This window comes from Rhodococcus sp. P4_B6, assembly GCF_056402215.1.
Map to the genome: position 1 here is coordinate 37,419 of NZ_JBFUHV010000005.1, position 19,185 is coordinate 56,603.

Here is a 19,185-nt window from a genome sequence, read left to right on the forward strand (position 1 = left end):
ATGCGCCTCGACGTGGTCACCATCTTTCCCGAATACCTCGAACCGCTTCGCGCGGCGTTGCTCGGCAAGGCCATCGACAAGGGCCTCATCTCGGTCGAGGTGCACGATCTGCGGGATTGGACGCACGACGTCCACAAGGCGGTCGACGATTCGCCGTACGGCGGCGGGCCGGGGATGGTCATGAAACCCACCGTGTGGGGGCCCGCGCTGGACGATGTCCTCACCGCCGGCGGCGAGAACACCGACACGCTGCTCGTCGTCCCCACACCCGCCGGTGTCCCCTTCACGCAGGCCACCGCCGAGCGCTGGGCGGGGGAGAAGCACATCGTCTTCGCCTGCGGGCGTTACGAAGGCATCGATCAGCGGGTGTTCGACGACGCCGCCCGCCGGGTGCGCGTCGAAGAAGTGAGCATCGGCGACTACGTCCTCATCGGCGGGGAGGCGGCCGTGCTGGTGATGACGGAGGCGTTCGTGCGCCTGATTCCCGGAGTCCTCGGCAATCAGCAATCGCACCAAGAGGATTCGTTTTCCGACGGCCTCCTCGAAGGTCCCAGCTACACCCGGCCCGCCACGTGGCGCGGACTCGACGTCCCGCCCGTCCTCCTGTCGGGCGATCATGCGAAGGTGGCGGCGTGGCGACGCGAGCAGTCGCTGCACCGCACCGCCGAGCGTCGTCCGGACCTGTTGCCCTGAAACGTTTTCCGGGACCGGGGGCTAACCCTGGGGCTGCGTCCAGTCGTCGACGACCCCGGTGGGGAACAGGGACTTCACGATCCCGGTCATCGTGTCCCGTGCGTGCTGCGCACTCGAATCCTCGGTGACATCGGTGATCGCGGTGTCCGGATACGACTCCTCGTCGTCCTCGTACCGGATGTCCTCCCGCGACGCGACCGCCACGATGTAGCGGTTGTCCTCCCCGATCACCCCGGTCGACGCGTGGATCCACCGGTCACCCACACAGCACATCCAGCCCTGCTTCACCCCGATGACGTTCTCGCCCGGCAACCCGTCGGGGATGCCGAACCGCTGGTCGTAGCCGTCGATGCCCTCGGGTGTCGACGCGCGCAGGTAGCCCACGAACTCGGCGATGCGCCCGGGGCCGAGGCCGTCACGGTCGTCGAGGAGCCCGGTGTAGAACGTAACGAGGTCAGCGGCCGTCGTCTCGGTGTTCCACCACAACCCGTCCCCGGGCGGTGCGGTGGCGGCGAGTCCGTATCGCCGCGCGATGTCGACGACCAGGTCCGAGCCGCCGAGATCGTCCCAGAGGGTGTTGGCCGCGTCGTCGTCGGAGGATTCGAGCATCCGCTTCAGGAGGAGACGGTCGAAGTCGGACAACGGCCGCTCACCGAGCGCGTCGAGGTGATACATCTGGGCGGCGACGAAGAGCTTGGCCAGCGACGCCGTTTCGACCGGTTCGGTGGCGGCGTCCTCCAGATAGCTGCCGGTGGCACGGTCCAGGACGGCAATCGACACGTCGGCGCCGCGCTCGGCGGCCGCCGTCGCGACTGCCGCCGAGATGCGTTCGGCGAGGGGTGCGGAGACGGGAACCCGCGCGGAGGGGAACGGCTCGGGGCTCACGGTCACGCCGTCACCGGCGGGTTCCTCGGCGGGGAGAACGTCGGGGGTGGCGACCGCCGGTGAGGTCACCGGGATGTCGACCACGGAGTTCGTCTCGGTCGGGATGGTGCAGGCCTGCGTCGCACCCAGCAGGAGGACCATGACCGTCAGGCAGCGGATCAGCCTGGACATGAAATTCTCCCGAGATTTCCGTGACGGCCTCACCGCCGACGATATTGTCCCAGAGTAGCGGTAGGGTCCATTTCCGTGACTCTCAAGACCGTGAACCAGCGCATTGCCGAGGAGCTCGACGTCCGGGAGGGACAGGTCGCGGCCGCCGTGGACCTCCTCGACGGCGGAGCGACCGTGCCCTTCATCGCCCGGTACCGCAAGGAAGTCACCGGAACGCTCGACGACGCTCAGCTCCGCCAGCTCGAGGAACGACTGCGGTACCTGCGGGAACTGGACGAGCGCCGGGACGCCGTGCTCGAGTCGATCGATTCGCAGGGCAAGCTCGACGATCAGCTCCGCGGGCAGATCATGACCGCCGACACGAAGGCGCGCCTCGAGGACATCTACCTGCCGTTCAAGCCGAAGCGGCGCACCAAGGCGCAGATCGCACGCGAAGCCGGTCACGAGCCCGTCGCCGACGCGCTGATCACCGATCCCAGGGCCGATCCGGCGTCCTACACGGCGGAACAGCTCGAGGGTGCGCGCGCGATCCTCGTCGAACGCTTCGCCGAGGACGCCGACCTGGTGGGCGAGCTCCGTGAGCTGATGTGGACCCGCGGGCAACTGGTGTCCGCAGTCCGTAAGGGCAAGGAAACCGAGGGCGCGAAGTTCGCCGACTACTTCGAGTTCTCCGAACCGTTCGGCAAGCTCCCCTCACACCGGATCCTCGCGGTTCTGCGCGGCGAGAAGGAAGAGGTGCTCTCGCTCACCCTGGCACCCGACACGGAAGAAGCCGTCCCGGGCGAGCCCACCGTCTACGAGGGCCGGATCGCCGGACGGTTCGGCATCGCCGACCGCGGCCGACCGGCCGACCGGTGGCTCCTCGACACCGTGCGGTGGGCGTGGCGCACCAAGATGATCGTCACCCTGGGCATCGACACCCGGATGCGGCTGCGGCAGTCGGCGGAGAAGGACGCCGTCGACGTGTTCGCCACCAACCTGCGCGACCTGCTTCTGGCGGCGCCGGCAGGCACCCGCGCCACGATGGGCCTGGACCCCGGTTTCCGGACCGGCACCAAGGTCGCGGTCGTGGACGCCACCGGCAAGGTGGTGGCCCACGAGACGATCTACCCGCATCAGCCGCAGAACAAGTGGGACGCCTCCCTGGCCACACTCGCCGGCCTCGTCGCCAAGCACGGCGTGGAGCTGATCGCCATCGGGAACGGCACCGCCTCCCGGGAGACGGACGCGCTCGCGAGCGAGCTGATCGCCAAGTCCGGCGCCACCAACCTGACGAAGATCGTCGTGTCCGAGGCCGGCGCATCCGTGTATTCGGCGTCCGCGTACGCCTCGGCGGAACTGCCGAACCTCGACGTGTCGATCCGCGGCGCCGTCTCCATCGCCCGGCGTCTGCAGGATCCCCTCGCCGAACTCGTGAAGATCGACCCGAAGTCGATCGGCGTCGGCCAGTACCAGCACGACGTGTCGGAGACACTGCTCGCACGTTCGCTCGGCGCCGTCGTCGAGGACGCGGTGAATGCGGTCGGCGTCGACGTCAACACCGCGTCCGTGCCGCTGCTGTCCCGCGTGTCCGGCATCGCCGGGTCCCTGGCCGAGAGCATCGTCGCGCACCGCGACCAGAACGGCCCGTTCCGCAGCCGCAAGGGTCTCAAGGACGTCGCGCGACTCGGGCCGAAGGCGTTCGAGCAGTGCGCCGGCTTCCTGCGCATCCCCAACGGCGACGACCCACTCGACGCGTCCAGCGTCCACCCCGAGGCCTACCCGGTGGTGCGCAAGATCGTCGAATCCAGCGGCACCGGCGTGCGCGAGATCATCGGCAACACGTCCGCGCTGCGCAGTCTGAACCCTGCCGACTTCGTCGACGACCGGTTCGGACTCCCGACCGTCACCGACATCATCGGTGAACTCGAGAAGCCCGGCCGTGACCCCCGCCCGGAATTCAAGACGGCCACGTTCGCGGCAGGCATCGAGAAGGTGTCGCACCTGAAGCCCGGAATGACCCTCGAGGGCGTCGTCACCAACGTGGCGGCGTTCGGCGCGTTCGTCGACATCGGTGTCCACCAGGACGGCCTCGTCCACGTGTCGGCGATGTCCCACAACTTCGTCAAGGACCCGCGGGACGTCGTGAAGTCCGGTGACGTGGTGACGGTGAAGGTCCTCGAGGTCGACGAGGCGCGTCAGCGCATCGGGTTGACGCTGCGACTCGACGACGAGGTCGGGGCGGGCGGCCGCAAGAACGACGGGCCCCGCGGTGGCGGGCAGCGGCAGGACCGGCGGGGAGGCGGGCAGCCGCAGGACCGGCGCGGCGGAGGCAAGCCGCAGCAGCAGGGTGGACGCGACCGCGGGCGGGACAATCGCCCGGCGCCCGGCGGGTCGATGGCCGACGCGCTGCGAAAGGCGGGGTTCGGCAAGTAGGAGGTCACCATCCCGACACGAGCGACCACTTTCCCGTGGAGTGACCAGTTCTTTACTGGGATAGTGGATGCCGATGTACGAATGGCTGGATAGGGAAATCGTCGGGCACGGGCGCCTGCCTCTGCTCTTTTTCCTGCTCGGGTTTCTCGCGGCATTCCTCTTCATCCGGCTGAGCGTGCGGATGATCCGCGCCGAGGTCTCGTGGTGGCCGGGCAACGTGAAACCCGGCGGGCACCACGTCCACCACGTGGTGTTCGGCGTCGTGACGATGCTCATGTCCGGTGTCGCCCTCATCGCCGTGTACGAGGACGGCACCCAGACCACCGGCGCCGTCCTCGCCACGTTCTTCGGGATCGGCGCCGCGCTGGTGCTGGACGAGTTCGCGCTGATCTTCTACCTGCAGGACGTGTACTGGGCGGACGAGGGCCGGACGTCCGTCGATGCCGTGTTCGTCGCGATCGCCGTCACCGGTCTGCTGCTCCTCGGGCTCCGTCCGCTCGAACTGATCAACGTCACCGACTTCCGGGACTCCCCGGATCCCTGGGTACGGGTAGCGATCGCGCTGTCTTCGGTGATCAACCTGCTCATCGCGGCGGTGGTGCTGCTCAAGGGGAAGATCTGGACCGGACTGCTCGGATTGTTCGTCTTCCCGATCCTGCTGATCGGGGCGCTCCGGCTGAGCAGGCCGAGCGCGCCGTGGGCACGGTGGCGCTACACGTCCAAGCCGAAGCGGATGCTGCGGGCGCTCGAACGGGAGCGCAAGTGGCGGCGTCCGGTCATCAGGGCCAAGATCTTCGTGCAGGACTTCATCGCCGGCACTCCCAGCGCGGTGCACGTGAAGGAAGCCGCGGAGCATGCCAAGGTGGCGGCCGAGGTGGAACTCGACCACGTGGTGCATGCGGCGCCACCGCCGATTTCGCTTCACCCCGTGGCGTCTGGCACAATGGACGGGTTGCCTGGACCAGGCAGCAGTACTTGATCTGGGCACGAACCAGACGAGCACCGGTGTTCTCCGAACGTCCGGGTGCCGCTCGGTTCCTCTGCTCCTGCGAAAACGCAAGGATGGAACACCGATGAACACTCTCGATTTCCTGGACAAGAAGTCCCTCCGCGACGACATTCCCGAGTTCCGTCCCGGCGACACCCTCAACGTGCACGTCAAGGTCATCGAAGGCTCCAAGGAGCGCGTGCAGGTCTTCAAGGGCGTCGTGATCCGCCGTCAGGGCGGCGGCGTCCGCGAGACCTTCACCGTCCGCAAGGTCTCCTTCGGTGTCGGCGTCGAGCGCACCTTCCCGGTTCACAGCCCCAACCTGGCGCAGATCGAGGTCGTCACCCGCGGTGACGTCCGTCGCGCCAAGCTGTACTACCTCCGCGATCTGCGTGGCAAGGCCGCCAAGATCAAGGAAAAGCGCTGACCTTTCCGATGAGCCCGGCACTGCGTACGCGCAGTGCCGGGCTAATCTGATTTCGTGACAGATTCTTCGAAGGAGCGGGCATTGTCGTCGGAATCCGAGACCACCGGCGATTCGGCCGCCACCTCCGCAGCGAACGGCGGTGCGGCGGAGCCCGAGAAGAAGCCCCGCTCCTTCCTCCGCGAGTTGCCGATCCTGATTCTGGTCGCGCTCGTCCTGAGTTTTCTGCTGCAGACGTTCGTCGCGCGGGTCTATCTCATTCCGTCGGAATCGATGGAACCGACGCTGCACGGCTGCGCAGGCTGCACCGGCGACCGCATCGTGGTCGAGAAGATCGGTTACCGCTTCGGTGATCCGAAACCGGGTGACGTTATCGTGTTCCGCGGCCCCGATTCGTGGTCACAGGATTTCGTCTCCACCCGCTCCTCCAACGTGGTGATCCGCGGTGCGCAGGAAGTCGGTTCCCTCGTCGGACTCGTCCCGCCGGACGAAAACGACCTCGTCAAGCGTGTGATCGCCACCGGCGGTCAGACCGTCGAATGCTGCGACGACCAGGGTCGCATCCTGGTGGACGGTCAGCCACTCGACGAGCCCTACGTCGTCATGGACTTCCCGTTCGTCCCCGGCTCCCAGACCTGCGACACCGCGCTGAAGTCGGCGCGCTGCTTCGGTCCCGTCACCGTCCCCGAGGGGCACCTGTGGATGATGGGCGACAACCGCAGCAACTCCGCGGACTCGCGGTACCACGTGGGCGACGACATGCAAGGCACCATCCCGCTCGACAACGTGATCGGAAAAGCGGTCTTCATCGCGTTGCCGCCGTCGCGGATGGGCACGATCAGTTCACCCGATATCCAGGGCAAGTGACTTCCTGGCCTCCACGCATCGTCATTCGCAGGTCGTCCGGTCTGCGGACGATGGAGTCGGCCCTGGTCCGCAGCGGACTCGGGCCGGTGGCCGGTGTCGACGAGGCCGGGCGGGGTGCGTGCGCGGGCCCGCTCGTCGTGGCGGCGTGTGTGCTCGCACCGAAGCCGTATCCGGCGCTGGCGCGGCTCGACGATTCGAAGAAGCTCACCGAACGCACGCGCGAGGAGCTGTTCCCGGCCATCACCCGGCTGGCAGTGGCGTGGAGCGTCGTGTCCTTCCCGGCGGAGGAAGTCGACCGCATGGGCGTCCACGTCGCCAACATCGAGGGCATGCGGCGTGCGGTCGCCGGGCTCTCGATGACCCCCGGTTACGTTCTCACCGACGGTTTCCGCGTCCCGGGGCTCCCGGCCCCGTCGCTGCCGGTGATCGGCGGCGACGCCGCGGCGGCATGCATCGCGGCGGCGAGCGTCCTGGCCAAGGTGTCGCGGGACCGGGTGATGGTCGCGATGGACGAGACGCACCCGGGTTACGGTTTCGCGATCCACAAGGGGTACAACACGCCCGCCCACCTGGCGGCGCTCGAGGAGCTGGGCCCGTGCCCGGAGCACCGCCGCTCGTGGTCGAATGTCGCGGCGCTGCTACACCGAGTGGATAACAGTTCCGGAAGTGCGAGATGATGACAATTCACACCAGAGCAGGAGGACTCCGAGACCGATGAGTGCCGAGGATCTCGAGAAGTACGAAACCGAGATGGAGCTGTCGCTCTACCGCGAGTATCGGGACATCGTCGGTCAGTTCTCCTATGTCGTGGAGACCGAGCGCCGGTTCTATCTGGCCAACTCGGTGGAGTTGCTGCCGCACAACGCAGACGGCGAGATCTACTTCGAGCTGCGCATGTCCGATGCCTGGGTGTGGGACATGTACCGTCCCGCGCGGTTCGTGAAGTACGTCCGCGTCATCACGTTCAAGGACGTGAACATCGAGGAACTCGACAAGCCGGACCTGCGGCTCCCGGACAACGGTCTGTCCTGACGATCCGAAGTTCCCGGCCGCGTACGATCATCCGATGACCGGACCGAGGCGCGTCGCGCTGGCTCTGGGGAGTGGCGGCGCCAGGGGATACGCCCACATCGGCGCGATTCAGGTACTCGAGGAGCGCGGATTCGAGATCGTCGGAGTCGCAGGATCGTCGATGGGCGCCCTCGTGGGTGGCCTCCACGCCGCGGGGAAGCTCGACGACTTCACCCGGTGGGCGATCGGTCTGACCCAGCTGGACGTCGTGCGGCTTCTCGACCTGTCGGTGTCGGCACCTGGCGCCATCCACGCCGAGAAGATCCTGCACCGGGTTCGGGAGATCCTCGGCGAGATCCGTATCGAAGACCTTCCCATTCCGTATACCGCCGTGGCCACCGATCTCGCTGCGGGCCGGTCGGTGTGGTTCCAGCGCGGCCCCGTCGACGCGGCGATCCGCGCGTCGATCGCCATCCCCGGCGTCATCACGCCGTATGTGCTCAACGGCAGGGTCCTCGCGGACGGTGGGGTGCTCGACCCGCTGCCGATGGCGCCGCTGGTCTCGGTGAGCGCCGACCTGACCGTCGGGATCAGCCTGGGCGCGGAGGATCGGGACGGTCGTTCGCTGGCCCCGGAGAACGTCAGCGCGGACTCGCGGCCGGTGGACGAGTGGATGGCCCGCTTCCGTCGCAGCGCCGCGCAGCTGCGTGACCTGGACATCGTGCGGTCGGTGGTCGGACGGTTCGGCGCCGCGCACACCGACCCGGATCCGTCGGAGGAGCCGGACGGCCCCCTGATCGGTGGTCAGCCCGTGGTCGAGGGCGACGCGGTGGCCGTCCCGAAGTTCAGCCGGTTCGCGGTGATGAACCGCTCGCTCGACGTGATGCAGGCGACGTTGGCCCGGTACCAGCTCGCCGCGTACCCACCGGACGTGCAGGTCCGGGTTCCCCGGAACGCGTGCCGCAGCCTCGACTTCCATCGGGCCGCCGAGATGATCGAACTGGGCCGGGTGCTCACCGGGCGCGCGCTCGACGACGCCGGACTCACCTCGACGACGGTCGCCGCGTCTCCGGCCGATTCGGACGGCGAGCCCGGCTGACGGCGGAAGGGCCGGTGCTTCGCAGCACCGACCCTTCCCGTCACGGGGGTGTCAGCTGGTGGCCCGCGCCCGCGCGGCGCCGAGGTCACCCACGGACTCGTCGTCGACGTGATCGACGTGCTGCGGAGCCACGAGCAGGCAGAGGATTCTGACGGCGCACATCCCGATCAGGAGTCCGATCACCGGCCACACGCTGCCGGTGGCCTGGTACATGAGTGTCGAGACCAACGGCGACAGTCCACCGAAGAGCGCGCCGGCACCATTTGCATCGGTGTGAACCCCGGATCGCGGGACCGGGAAGCGTGCGCGCAGATCGAGGCCCTGCCGGGTATCGAATTCCTGACGCGATCGCTCGGCAGATTCGACCTGATCGGCACCGTCGCCGCCGATTCGTCGGGCGATCTCTACTCCCTCGCCGAGCAAATCCGGACGATCGACGGGGTGGTGGCGCTGGAGACCTGGACGCGCCTCGAGGTGTTCAAGGAGCACTACGCCAGGAGCCTCGACGTGCGCGGATAGGTGCGTCCCGGAACCGGGCACGTCGGCCGGGCAACTGTGAGACGATCGGCCGATGCGCCTCGGGTTGCACGCCCTCGGAATCGGCACCGGCGCTCGCCGCGCCGTGATCGACGCGGTCGCGGTAGCCGCCGAGAACAGCGGATTCGCCACGCTGTGGGCCGGCGAACACGTCGTGATGGTGGACCGATCGGCGTCGCGGTACCCGTACGCGGACGACGGAAAGATCGCCGTCCCCGCTGTCGCGGACTGGCTCGACCCGATGATCGGGCTGAGCTTCGCCGCGGCAGCCACCCGGACGATCGGCGTCGCCACCGGGATAGTGCTGCTGCCCGAACACAATCCCGTGCTCATGGCCAAGCAGGCGGCGACTCTGGATCTGATGAGCGGTGGCAGGCTGACGCTCGGCGTCGGCATCGGCTGGTCCAGGGAAGAATTCGCTGCGCTCGGCATTCCGTTCGAGCGCCGCGGCGAGCGCGCCGCCGAATACGTCGCGGCGATGCGCACCCTGTGGAGTGACGACGTTGCGACGTTCGACGGCGAGTTCGTCCACTTCGACTCGATTCGGGTCAACCCGAAACCCGTCCGCGAGCGCCGGATTCCGGTCGTGCTCGGCGGCAACACCGATGCCGCTCTTCGTCGGGTCGCGGCGTGGGGCGACGGCTGGTACGGCTTCAACCTGGACGGCGTCGACGCCGTCGCCGAACGGATCCGCACGATCCACGCACTGTGCCGCGACGCGGGGCGCGATCCCGCCGGCTTGCGCCTGGCCGTTGCCCTGCGCGAAGTGGACCCGTCCGACGTCGGCGCCCTGGCCGGTGCGGGAGTCGACGAACTCGTCCTGGTCGAATCACCACCCGAGGATCCGGGTGAGGCCGCCGAGTGGGTGGCCGGTCTCGCACGCCGCTGGATGCCGGCCGTCGGCTGACCGTCTTGACAGCCCTGGCCTGGCGTTTCCTCGCGCACGGCCGTCGCGGAATGCCGAGTTGTCCACAACGTGTGATCCATCCACAGCCCAAAGTGTTCGCCCAGTTCGAGCACTTCTTCCGGAATACGGGTCGGCCACGGTGGTGCGAGAGGCGCGGTTCGCATCGGTGGGCCGCCGCGGGACGGGGTGGAGGCTGCTGTGGCGCACAATCTCGCGCTTGGTGCACATGGGGAGGATCTGGCCGCCCGGTACCTCACCGAGGCGGGCATGGAGATCGTCGAGCGCAACTGGCGATCCCGGTACGGTGAGGTCGATCTCATTGCGGCGGAGGGGGACTGGCTCGTCTTCGTCGAAGTGAAGACACGGCGCGGTCTGGGATACGGCACTCCGGCCGAGGCGGTGACGTTCTCCAAGCAGCGACGCATCCGTTTGCTGGCGGTGGAATGGTTGCGGGAGTCGAGCCGGCACTGGTCGCGGGTGCGGTTCGACGTCGTCGCGATCATGATCGGGCACGGTCCGCAACCCCAGATCGAGCACGTCCGGGACGCGTTCTGATGGCATTGGGGCGCGCGCATTCGGTGGCGGTGACCGGGGTGGACGGTCAGCTCGTCGAGATCGAGGCCGACATCGGCCGTGGGCTTCCCGCAGTGCATCTGGTCGGGCTGCCGGACACCGCGCTGTCGGAGGCGCGTGACCGGATCAGGGCCGCGGTCGCGAATTCGGGTGAGGAGTGGCCGGATTCGAAGGTGATTCTCGCGTTGTCGCCGGCGACCCTGCCGAAGGTCGGGTCGGTCTACGATCTCGCGCTCGTCGCCGCCGTGCTCGATGCGGCCAAGCAGGTGAAGCGGCAGCGGCTGCGCGAGACCGTTCTGCTCGGCGAACTGGCGCTGGACGGGCGGCTCCGGTCGGTGCGCGGGATCCTGCCCGCGGTGCTGGCAGCGAAGAACGCGGGATGGGCGACGGTGGTGGTCCCGGTGCAGTCCCTGCCCGAGGCGGGGCTGGTCGGTGGTGTCGAGGTGCTCGGCGCGCACGATCTGAGGGCGGCGATCGCGTGGCTGCGAGAGGAGCGTGAACTCGAGTACCCAGAGCCGGCGCAGTGGGTCGCGCAACCGGTGCGTGCCGATCTGAGCGAGGTGGTGGGTCAGACGGAGGCGCGCTGGGCCATCGAGGTCGCGGCGGCCGGAGCGCACCACCTCATGCTCACCGGCCCACCCGGCGTCGGGAAGACGATGCTCGCGCAACGTCTTCCGGGAGTTCTGCCGCCGCTCACCGAGAGTGAATCGCTCGAGGTGACGGCAATCCACTCGGTGGCGGGGCTTCTGCCGCCCGAGCGCCCCCTCATCGACGTGCCGCCGTTCATCGCACCACACCACACCGCGTCGGTGAGTGCACTCGTCGGCGGCGGCAGCGGTGTCGCGAAACCCGGTGCGGTCAGTCGCGCCCACCGCGGGGTGCTGTTCCTCGACGAGTGCGCCGAGATCGGAACCAAGGTGCTCGAGGCTCTGCGGACCCCACTCGAGGACGGGGAGGTGCGGATCGCGCGACGGGATGGGGTCGCCCGCTACCCGGCGCGTTTCCAGCTGATCCTCGCGGCCAATCCGTGCCCGTGCGCGCCGCCGCGGGAGGCGGACTGCGTGTGCGCGCCGACCGCCCGGCGACGCTATCTCGGAAAGTTGTCGGGACCACTGATGGACCGCGTCGACCTGCGTGTGCGAATGCAGGCCGTCGCGACCGGAGCGTTCATCGACGACGTCGGCGAGAGCACCGAGGACGTCCGGCAGCGGGTGGCCGAGGCGCGCGCCGCCGCCGGCGAGCGGTGGAGCGACTACGGGTGGCGCACCAACGCGGAGGTGCCGGGCCCGGCCCTGCGGCAGAAGTTCCGGTTGGCGCGCCCGGCGCTGGCGCCGGTGGAGCGAGCGCTGCGCAAGGGGCTGATCACGGCCCGGGGGGCCGATCGCGCATTACGAGTGACGTGGACGGTGAGCGATCTGGCCGGGCTGGGCATGCCGGGCCCGGAGCAGGTGGTCACCGCGTTGGGTTTTCGTGATCGGAGCTTTCAATGACGGTGGAAATTCGAAGTGACGCAACGGATCCGAGTGGAGTTCACGATCCGCGCCGGTTGGCATGGGCGTATCTGTCGAAGGTGGTGCAGGGGCCGTGTCCGGCGCTGTCCCGTCTCGTGGAGGAGGTGGGGCCGGAGGAGGCTGCGCGGGCCGTGCGGGAAAGGGATCTGTCGGACATGCTGGGGGAGCGGACGGTGGCCCGTGCCCATGTGGACACGGCCGCGGACGATCTCGAACTGGTGGCGGGAATGGGTGGCCGGATCGTGACGCCGGACGACGACGAGTGGCCTCAGTGGCGGCTCCTCGGTTTCGGGAATCTGTCGCGGTCGCGGGACGAGGGTCCGCCGCTCGCTCTGTGGGTGCTCGGTTCGCGCCCGGTGGCCGAACTCACCGATCGGGCAATCTCGATTGTGGGGACACGGGCGGCGAGCGGGTACGGCGAGCACGTGACAGCGGAGATTGCGGGTGATCTCGCCGTCGACGGGTGGACGATCGTGTCGGGCGCAGCATTCGGGGTCGACGGCGCCGCGCATCGTGCGGCGCTGAGTGTCGGGGGCCTGACGGTGGCGGTGCTGGCGTGTGGTGTGGATCGCGCGTACCCGGCGGGGCATGCGCGCTTGCTGCGGCAGATCGCGCAGAACGGTGCGGTGATCAGCGAGTACGCGCCGGGCACGACTCCGGCGAAACATCGGTTCCTGGCGCGGAACCGGTTGGTGGCGAGCCTGTCCGACGGGGTGGTCGTGGTGGAGGCCGGCTGGCGCAGCGGCGCCCGGAACACCGTGAGCTGGGCGCGCAAACTGGGGCGTCCGGTGATGGCGGTGCCCGGTCCGGTGACGTCGGCGTCGTCGACCGGGTGCAATCGGATGATTCGGGAGGGTGAGGCGAGGTTGGTCGCGAACGCCGGTGACGTGGTGGAGGAGGCCGGGCCGATCGGGCTGCGGGACGGCCCCGAGGTGGTCCGCGATCTCGACGCGCTGTCGGGCGACGCCCTGCTGGTGTACGAGGCGTTGCCGGCCGCCGGACCGCGCGGGGTCCGGGAACTGTCCGAACTGTCCGGAGTCGCGGTGGAGCAGGTCCGCGCCGTGCTCCCGCTGCTGGAGATGGAGGGCTTCGTCGGCTCCGACGACACCGGATGGTCGCGGCAGCGGTGAGACGGGGCGGGCCCGGGGGCAGGCGACCTGAATGCGTTCTCAGGCGTGGCCGGTGTTCCGCGCGTGCTGTGCCTCGACTTTCGCCCATTCCGTGCCGCGGTAATTGGCGAGGCGCAGTTCCTCGGCTTCGTCGAAGGTGTACCACTCGGTGCTGGGGCGGTCCGGCAGGACGCCGCGCAGGTACTCGCCGAGATAGTGCAGGGGACCTTCCCAGCCCGTTCCGACGCCGTAGCAGCCCGTGTCCGGGTCGTTGCGGAAGACGTCGGCGACGGAGGCRTGTTCCAACTCCAACCACGTCGCGTCCGGACCGTCGGCGGTCAGCCGGACCTCGACCTGGTCGCTGTAACCAGGGTCGCCGGGCGGAGTCCACTGCAGCCGCAGCAGATGTGGGGCGTCGCAGGCCAGGATCTCTCCACTGGCCTGGCCCTGCAGGGCGAAGGAACCGCCCGCGCGCAGATCGCCGCTGAGCGGGAGGAAGAAGCGGTCGACGCGGTCCGGGGTCGTGATGGCATTCCAGACGTCGTCGATCGGCGCGTCGTAGCGTCGCCTGAGCACCGCCGTTCGCGCTGCACCCTCGGCGATGTCCCGGTTGCCCATCCTCCGCTGCACTGTCGTCAGGCTGGTGTCCTGACCGGCGATCTCGTTCACTGTCGGTCTCCTTCTGTCGATGATTCGGGGTGTGCGGCTCGGCTCGGCCGGGGATCCTGACGACTCCCGCGGGCGAGTTCGGTGGCCAGGGCGTCGAGCGGCTGGCTCCAGAACCGGCGGAACCCGTCGAGCCATCGATCCACTTCCTGCAGCGGTGCAGGCTCGACCGCGTAGAGACGTCTGGTGCCTTCGCGCCGGACCGTAGCGAACCCGTTCTCCCGAAGCACCCGCAGGTGTCCGGACACCGTCGGCTGTGAGATCCCGAACTCGGCGGCTGCGACTTCGGTCACCTGACCGGCCGAGAGTTCGCCCTCGGACAGGAGTTCCATGATCCGCCGCCGAACGGGGTCGCCGAGTACGTCGAACGCATGCACACACCCTTTATATCGGTTGTCGCCAATATAGGCAAGGACCGAAGTGTGGCGCGGTTCGACTCTTCGTCACGCTCCGGCCTGCGCAAAGGGTGAGTCGAACCGACCGATCGGCGACGAGGTGGAGTAGAAACGTCTCTGGAACGCACCTCGCAAACCGCATGCGATACCCACAGGTGGATCAGCGTCACGTCAGGAGTGAGATATGGGGTCAGCCGAGGATTTGTGGCGGAACTTCGTCGCGCACGTGTTGAGCTTGTTGTTCGCTTCCGGCTCGTAAACGACTCCGGCCGTTGCCGGCAGTCTCTCCTGTACCGTAGTTAGGTAACACTAACCAACTTGAGTTCATTGGAGAGATGCCTGTGGCAAAGCCGACCGCAACACTGACCGTGCTCCGGACCGAATGGCTGACCCCGCACATGGTGCGGGTCATCCTCGGCGACCCGGGATTCGACAGCTTCGTTCCCAACGCCTGCACCGACGCGTACGCGAAACTCGAATTCGGAAGCCCCGAAGCGCCGGTCCTGCGCACCTACACCGTCCGGTCGGTGGACCCGTCGGCGCGGGAGATCGCGATCGACTTCGTGGTCCACGGCGACGCCGGCGTCGCCGGACCGTGGGCTGCGGCCGCGGCGGCCGGTGACATCCTGACGCTGCGCGGCCCCGGAGGGGCGTTCGCACCGGACCCGGCGGCCGACTGGTACCTGTTCGCGGGCGACGAGACCGCGATTCCCGCCATCTCGGCGTCCGTCGAGAAACTCGACGCGTCGGCGGTGGGGAGGGTGATCATCGAGGTCGCAGGCTCGGACGACGAGATCGCCTTCGACGCGCCCGCGGGTGTCGACGTCACGTGGATCCACCGCGGCGACACGGCGGACCGGATCGGGGACGAGGCGTCGGGAGACAACGCCCCCCTCGTCGCCGCGGTCCGCGACACCGAATGGCTGCCCGGAGACGCGCAGGTGTTCATTCACGGTGAGGCGCAGGCCGTGATGCACAACCTCCGCTCCTACGTGCGCAACGAGCGGGGCGTCCCCGCTCGTTCCGCGTCGATCTCCGGATACTGGCGCCGCGGTCGCACCGAGGAAGGCTTCCGGGTGTGGAAGTCCGAGCTCGCCGCGAGCGAGGGTGCCTCCCGCTGACACGCTGACCCGGCGGACGCGCTACGACGTGCGCGTCCGCCGCGTCAGCACCAGCAGCGACAGCATGGCCACGGCGCCCGCCGACGGGATCGCGACAGCCATCGGGACGGCACTGTCGGGTCCGGCGATCCCGACCAGCGGCGAGACCACCGCGGCGAGACCGAACTGACCTGCCCCGAGGAGCGCGGACCCGGTGCCGGACGCCTTGGTCACCTCGCCCTGAGCCAGCGCCGTCGCGTTGCCCATCACGAAACCGATGCTCGACACCGAGACGAACAGCGGGATCAGGATCGCCCACCAGGGCGGCGAATCGATCGTTGTCGCGGCGAGCAGCAGTACGGCGCCCGCCGCCAGGAGCAGCGTGACCCCGAAACCGAGCAACTGCCGGGCATGGAACGTGCCGACGAGCCGTGTGTTCACGATCGCGGCGCTCACCATGCCCGCCGCGTTCACGGCGAACACCATCGAGAACTGCCCCGGACTGAGACCGAGGACGTTCTGCACGACGAACGGGGACGCGGAGATGTACGAGAAGAGCGCGACGAACCCGAACATGAACGTGAACGCGTAACCCAGGTACACGCGGTTGCCGACGACGTAGTGCAGGTTCCGGACGAGTGCCGTGAGCCCGCCGCCGTGCCGGTTCTCCTCGGGAAGCGTCTCCGGGACGAGGATCAGCACGCCCGCGAACATCGCCACCCCGGCGGCGGTGAGGACCCAGAAGATCCCTCGCCAGCCGACCGGCCCGAGCAGGGCCCCGCCCAGCAGCGGCGCGACCACCGGTGCGACGCCGCCGATGATCATCATGATGCTGAAGAGCCGGGCGGCGCTGTCGCCGCGGGCCCGGTCGGCGATGCAGGCGCGGGCGAGCACGATCGCCGCGCCGCCGCTCAGTCCCTGGAAAAGTCGTGCGGCGATGAGGGTTTCGACGGTCGGGGCGAGAGCGCAGGCCATCGCGGCGAGCGTCGTCACGACGGTGGCGCCGATCAGCAGGCGACGGCGACCGAGGCCGTCCGACAACGGTCCGACCACGAGCTGGCCGATCCCGAGCCCGGCCATGAATGTGGTCAACGTCAGCTGCACGCTCGGCGCCGACGTGTTCAGGCTCTCCGTCATCAGGGGGAGGCCGGGGAGATACATGTCGGTGGCGAGTGGAGCGATCGCGGACAGTAACGCCAGAACACACAACATCGGGATGGAGATCGTTCGCTGCACAAAAGAACTCTAGCGGCGCGGCTGCTTGATTCATGTCCCGCCCGAGTCGACTGCTGCCTCTGTGAGCAGCGACCTGCCGGCACCGTTGGAGCTGGTACTCGAGGCGTACACCCGGCATCTCGGGCTCGAACGGGGCCGATCGCCGCACACCGTGAAGGCGTACGCCGCGGACGCGAAGTCGCTGCTGCAGCACTGGTTGTCGACAACACCGGACGAACACCTCGGAGAGCTCGACATCCAGGTGCTGCGGTCGTGGCCGGCGCGCCGGTCCGCGGCCGGCATCGCCGGACCACACTCGCCCGGCGGACGTCGTCGGTGCGCAACTTCACAGTCTGGCTGCTGCGGACCCGGCGCATCGCCACCGATCCCGGCGCCCGGCTGGGCGCCGCGAAGGCCCATCGGGCACTGCCCCCGGTGCTGCGGCAGTCGCAGGCGGCCGACGTGATGGACGCCGCCGAATCGGGCGCGCAGCAGAACGATCCGATCACGCTGCGGGACCGCCTCATAGTGTCCCCGGTGCGCCGAACCTTGAGCCCGCACGGGCCGCGTCACACGGCGGCGACGCACCGACTCGAGGGGCAGCGCCGACCTGCGCGTGGTGCAGGAACTGCTCGGGCACGCCGGCCTCGCCACCACCCAGCTCTACTCGCACGTGTCCGTGGCGAGGCTGCGGTGCGGTGCACGATCAGGCGCATCCCCGGGCCTGATCCGGTTTGGTAGCGTCGCCCCACGAATCTGCAGTTGTTTCTGCACTATCCCGGGGGAACAGTGGACCGCGAAGACTTGACTCGATCGCAACCGTCCTGGCTGAACGACGGTGGCGGCACCCCGGTGGGCGATGCCACGGCGGATCCGTGGGGGCAGCAGTCCTGGGACGACCCCGCTCCTGCGCCGAGTCAGCATCAGGTGACCAATCAGGATCTGGTTGCGGATGCGCTCCTCGAGCGAGCGCGCAAGGCGCCGAGCCGGGGATGGCGGCGCGGGCTGCACCGGCTCACCGGGGGAACGGTGAACCTGGGTGAGTCGGCCGGGGAGGCTCGTGACGCCGCACTCCTCGACCGGATCCGGCAGCCGATCCAGGGGGACTATCGAATTGCGTTCCTGTCCTTGAAGGGCGGCGTCGGGAAGACGACGACCACGATCGGGCTCGGATCGACGTTCGCGTCGCTGCGCGGCGACTGCGTGATCGCTGTCGACGCCAACCCCGACTTCGGGACGCTCGCGCAACGGGTTCCAGTGCAGACACATTCGACCGTCCGCGACCTCATCGCGGCCGAGGCGGACATCCGGCGCTATTCGGACGTGCGGGCTCACACGTCGCAGGCGCCGAGCCGCCTCGAGGTGCTCGCGAGCGAGCAGGACCCGGCGATCTCCGAGGCGTTCAGCGAGGACGACTACCGGCGGGCCATCGACATCCTGCAGGTGTACTACAACATCATCCTCACCGACTGCGGCACCGGGATCATGCATTCGGCGATGAACGGCGTTCTGCAACTCGCCAATTCCCTGGTGCTGGTGAGTTCGCCCGCGATCGACGGCGCCCGCAGCGCCGCCGCCACACTGGACTGGCTGCAGCACCACGGTTACGGGCACCTCGTGTCCCGCACCGTCGTCGTGATCAGTGCYGCCCGGCCCGGCTCGAGCATGATCGACATGACGGAACTGACCAACCATTTCCTGCTCCGGTGCCGTGCGGTGAAGGTGGTGCCGTTCGACGAGCACCTCGCCGAGGGCTCGATCGTGGATCTGGATCTGCTGCGTCCCGAGACGCGCAAGGCGTTCGTCGAACTCGCCGCGATGGTCGCGGACGACTTCCCGGAGTCGGCGGGCAGACACGCCGTCGCTGAGTGGCGCTAGCCGCGACGATCTGCGCTGAGTGGCGCTAGCCGCGACGATTTGCGCTGAGTGGCGCTAGCCGCCGCGATCACGGGGCACGACGGGGAGGAGCCGGACCGGCGCCACCCGGACGAGTCCGAGTGGGTCGAGGTATTCGCGGTCGCGGCGCAGACCCCAGTGCAGGCACGCGGCGACGGGGGCGATGCAGCCCGGGTGCCCGGGTTCGAGTGTGCCGAGGACGGTGCCGCGGCCGACGCGCAGCCCGGCGGTGACCCGGGCGGTCACCGGTTCGTACGTGGTGCGCAGACCTCCCGGGTGGTCGACGGAGACGACGGGTTTACCCGCGACCGTGCCTGCGAACACCACCACGCCCGCGCCCGCGGACAGCACCGCCTCGTCGGGCACGCCACCCAGATCCACGCCGCGATGGCCGGGAAGCCAGTCGTGCTCGGGATTGTCGAAGGCCCGCACCACCCGAGGCCGCGGGTGCAGCGGCCAGTCGAAGTCGCCGGTCGGCGCGGCTTCGGCGGCCGGGGAGAGGAGTACCGCGGCGCTCAGGAGGGTCGTCGCCGTGACCGTCGCGGTCAGGACCCGCAGGATCGCCTCGAACTTCGTCATGGCTCGACGATCCCGCACGTCCGGGGCAAATATCGGGCGGCGGGTGACATTGTGGATGGATCCCGATCCGTCCACAGATTCCGCAGAACCCTTGCACGCGTGGACCGGGTGTGGCAGGGGCGGTTAGGGCGTGGAACGTGGAGG

General features: G+C 68.8%; 19 protein-coding genes and 3 pseudogenes. 16 read left to right on the top strand and 6 right to left on the bottom strand.

Translation table 11 applies throughout. The features are described from left to right. The gene (gene trmD / locus AC1DWT_RS03415) at nucleotides 1–693 is read left to right on the top strand and encodes a tRNA (guanosine(37)-N1)-methyltransferase TrmD (RefSeq protein WP_072937808.1); all 693 of its coding nucleotides are present in this window, start codon (nucleotides 1–3) and stop codon (nucleotides 691–693) included. A gap of 21 nt (nucleotides 694–714) precedes the next feature. Here the strand turns inward: trmD and AC1DWT_RS03420 are convergent, their stop codons facing one another. After that, nucleotides 715–1,749 (bottom strand): serine hydrolase, encoded by a 1,035-nt coding sequence (locus AC1DWT_RS03420; protein WP_378686069.1) that lies wholly within the window; start codon nucleotides 1,747–1,749, stop codon nucleotides 715–717. A gap of 75 nt (nucleotides 1,750–1,824) precedes the next feature. Between AC1DWT_RS03420 and AC1DWT_RS03425 the strand changes: the two genes are divergently transcribed. The 7 genes from AC1DWT_RS03425 (at nucleotide 1,825) to AC1DWT_RS03455 (ending at nucleotide 8,553) form a co-directional block, all read left to right on the top strand. Continuing rightward, nucleotides 1,825–4,164: a Tex family protein gene (locus AC1DWT_RS03425; protein ID WP_179377526.1), complete on the top strand. Its 2,340-nt coding sequence runs from the start codon at nucleotides 1,825–1,827 to the stop codon at nucleotides 4,162–4,164. Between the two features lie 73 nt (nucleotides 4,165–4,237). Continuing rightward, nucleotides 4,238–5,143 (top strand): hypothetical protein, encoded by a 906-nt coding sequence (locus tag AC1DWT_RS03430; RefSeq protein ID WP_072937973.1) that lies wholly within the window; start codon nucleotides 4,238–4,240, stop codon nucleotides 5,141–5,143. Nucleotides 5,144–5,237: 94 nt separating this feature from the next. Next, entirely contained in the window at nucleotides 5,238–5,579 is a 342-nt protein-coding gene (gene rplS, locus AC1DWT_RS03435) for a 50S ribosomal protein L19 (RefSeq protein ID WP_005240490.1), read from the top strand. Nucleotides 5,580–5,660: 81 nt separating this feature from the next. Next, the gene (gene lepB, locus AC1DWT_RS03440; RefSeq protein WP_072937810.1) at nucleotides 5,661–6,443 is read left to right on the top strand and encodes a signal peptidase I; all 783 of its coding nucleotides are present in this window, start codon (nucleotides 5,661–5,663) and stop codon (nucleotides 6,441–6,443) included. Beyond that, nucleotides 6,440–7,120 (top strand): ribonuclease HII, encoded by a 681-nt coding sequence (locus tag AC1DWT_RS03445; RefSeq protein WP_072937811.1) that lies wholly within the window; start codon nucleotides 6,440–6,442, stop codon nucleotides 7,118–7,120. The genes lepB and AC1DWT_RS03445 overlap by 4 nt, the downstream gene beginning before the upstream one ends. A 37-nt stretch (nucleotides 7,121–7,157) precedes the next feature. After that, nucleotides 7,158–7,475 (top strand): DUF2469 domain-containing protein, encoded by a 318-nt coding sequence (locus AC1DWT_RS03450; RefSeq protein ID WP_005240496.1) that lies wholly within the window; start codon nucleotides 7,158–7,160, stop codon nucleotides 7,473–7,475. 34 nt (nucleotides 7,476–7,509) lie between these two features. Next, nucleotides 7,510–8,553, top strand: coding sequence for a patatin-like phospholipase family protein (locus AC1DWT_RS03455; RefSeq protein WP_477919743.1), 1,044 nt, complete (start codon nucleotides 7,510–7,512; stop codon nucleotides 8,551–8,553). Nucleotides 8,554–8,604: 51 nt separating this feature from the next. Here AC1DWT_RS03455 and AC1DWT_RS03460 read toward each other — a convergent pair. Then, nucleotides 8,605–8,814 (bottom strand): annotated as a pseudogene (locus tag AC1DWT_RS03460) (MFS transporter); the annotation flags it as partial. 6 nt (nucleotides 8,815–8,820) lie between these two features. Between AC1DWT_RS03460 and AC1DWT_RS03465 the strand changes: the two are divergent. The 5 genes and pseudogenes from AC1DWT_RS03465 to dprA form a co-directional block, all read left to right on the top strand. Further along, a pseudogene (locus AC1DWT_RS03465) lies at nucleotides 8,821–9,072 on the top strand (Lrp/AsnC family transcriptional regulator); the annotation flags it as partial. 52 nt (nucleotides 9,073–9,124) lie between these two features. Then, nucleotides 9,125–9,997 (top strand): LLM class F420-dependent oxidoreductase, encoded by an 873-nt coding sequence (locus AC1DWT_RS03470; protein WP_072937813.1) that lies wholly within the window; start codon nucleotides 9,125–9,127, stop codon nucleotides 9,995–9,997. A 198-nt stretch (nucleotides 9,998–10,195) separates the two neighbouring features. Then, nucleotides 10,196–10,552 (top strand): YraN family protein, encoded by a 357-nt coding sequence (locus tag AC1DWT_RS03475; protein ID WP_378690376.1) that lies wholly within the window; start codon nucleotides 10,196–10,198, stop codon nucleotides 10,550–10,552. Then, on the top strand, nucleotides 10,552–12,060 hold the full coding sequence (locus AC1DWT_RS03480; RefSeq protein WP_477919746.1) for a YifB family Mg chelatase-like AAA ATPase: 1,509 nt from the start codon (nucleotides 10,552–10,554) through the stop codon (nucleotides 12,058–12,060). Before AC1DWT_RS03475 ends, AC1DWT_RS03480 begins: the two co-directional genes overlap by 1 nt. Next, complete coding sequence (gene dprA, locus AC1DWT_RS03485; protein ID WP_072937816.1) at nucleotides 12,057–13,211, top strand: DNA-processing protein DprA; 1,155 nt, start codon at nucleotides 12,057–12,059, stop codon at nucleotides 13,209–13,211. Before AC1DWT_RS03480 ends, dprA begins: the two co-directional genes overlap by 4 nt. A gap of 39 nt (nucleotides 13,212–13,250) precedes the next feature. Here dprA and AC1DWT_RS03490 read toward each other — a convergent pair whose 3' ends face one another. Together AC1DWT_RS03490 and AC1DWT_RS03495 are read right to left on the bottom strand one after the other, a co-directional pair. Beyond that, the gene (locus AC1DWT_RS03490) at nucleotides 13,251–13,859 is read right to left on the bottom strand and encodes an SRPBCC family protein (protein WP_083395555.1); all 609 of its coding nucleotides are present in this window, start codon (nucleotides 13,857–13,859) and stop codon (nucleotides 13,251–13,253) included. Then, nucleotides 13,856–14,233, bottom strand: a complete 378-nt coding sequence (locus AC1DWT_RS03495) for an ArsR/SmtB family transcription factor (protein ID WP_072937817.1) — start codon at nucleotides 14,231–14,233, stop codon at nucleotides 13,856–13,858. The genes AC1DWT_RS03490 and AC1DWT_RS03495 overlap by 4 nt, the downstream gene beginning before the upstream one ends. Nucleotides 14,234–14,592: 359 nt before the next feature. On the opposite strand from AC1DWT_RS03495, the gene AC1DWT_RS03500 reads away from it, so the two are divergent. Beyond that, nucleotides 14,593–15,372: a siderophore-interacting protein gene (locus AC1DWT_RS03500; protein ID WP_477919750.1), complete on the top strand. Its 780-nt coding sequence runs from the start codon at nucleotides 14,593–14,595 to the stop codon at nucleotides 15,370–15,372. Between the two features lie 21 nt (nucleotides 15,373–15,393). Here the strand turns inward: AC1DWT_RS03500 and AC1DWT_RS03505 are convergent, their stop codons facing one another. Next, the gene (locus tag AC1DWT_RS03505) at nucleotides 15,394–16,563 is read right to left on the bottom strand and encodes a multidrug effflux MFS transporter (protein WP_095860767.1); all 1,170 of its coding nucleotides are present in this window, start codon (nucleotides 16,561–16,563) and stop codon (nucleotides 15,394–15,396) included. 109 nt (nucleotides 16,564–16,672) lie between these two features. On the opposite strand from AC1DWT_RS03505, the pseudogene AC1DWT_RS03510 reads away from it, so the two are divergent. Together AC1DWT_RS03510 and AC1DWT_RS03515 are read left to right on the top strand one after the other, a co-directional pair. Beyond that, nucleotides 16,673–17,294: pseudogene (locus tag AC1DWT_RS03510) on the top strand (site-specific integrase). Nucleotides 17,295–17,418: 124 nt separating this feature from the next. Beyond that, entirely contained in the window at nucleotides 17,419–18,444 is a 1,026-nt protein-coding gene (locus AC1DWT_RS03515; protein WP_477919819.1) for a MinD/ParA family ATP-binding protein, read from the top strand. A gap of 54 nt (nucleotides 18,445–18,498) precedes the next feature. On the opposite strand, the gene AC1DWT_RS03520 is transcribed toward AC1DWT_RS03515, so the two are convergent. After that, the gene (locus tag AC1DWT_RS03520) at nucleotides 18,499–19,116 is read right to left on the bottom strand and encodes a M23 family metallopeptidase (protein ID WP_477919752.1); all 618 of its coding nucleotides are present in this window, start codon (nucleotides 19,114–19,116) and stop codon (nucleotides 18,499–18,501) included. Nucleotides 19,117–19,185 lie beyond the last annotated feature (69 nt).

Bases quoted from the DNA above. Each gene is read 5' to 3' on its own strand.
- rplS (WP_005240490.1), top strand. From the start codon at position 5,238: ATGAACACTCTCGATTTCCTGGACAAGAAGTCCCTCCGCGACGACATT.
- dprA (WP_072937816.1), top strand. From the start codon at position 12,057: ATGACGGTGGAAATTCGAAGTGACGCAACGGATCCGAGTGGAGTTCAC.
- AC1DWT_RS03505 (WP_095860767.1), bottom strand. From the start codon at position 16,563: ATGTTGTGTGTTCTGGCGTTACTGTCCGCGATCGCTCCACTCGCCACC.
- AC1DWT_RS03420 (WP_378686069.1), bottom strand. From the start codon at position 1,749: ATGTCCAGGCTGATCCGCTGCCTGACGGTCATGGTCCTCCTGCTGGGT.
- AC1DWT_RS03470 (WP_072937813.1), top strand. From the start codon at position 9,125: ATGCGCCTCGGGTTGCACGCCCTCGGAATCGGCACCGGCGCTCGCCGC.
- AC1DWT_RS03480 (WP_477919746.1), top strand. From the start codon at position 10,552: ATGGCATTGGGGCGCGCGCATTCGGTGGCGGTGACCGGGGTGGACGGT.
- AC1DWT_RS03450 (WP_005240496.1), top strand. From the start codon at position 7,158: ATGAGTGCCGAGGATCTCGAGAAGTACGAAACCGAGATGGAGCTGTCG.
- trmD (WP_072937808.1), top strand. From the start codon at position 1: ATGCGCCTCGACGTGGTCACCATCTTTCCCGAATACCTCGAACCGCTT.
- AC1DWT_RS03455 (WP_477919743.1), top strand. From the start codon at position 7,510: ATGACCGGACCGAGGCGCGTCGCGCTGGCTCTGGGGAGTGGCGGCGCC.
- AC1DWT_RS03430 (WP_072937973.1), top strand. From the start codon at position 4,238: ATGTACGAATGGCTGGATAGGGAAATCGTCGGGCACGGGCGCCTGCCT.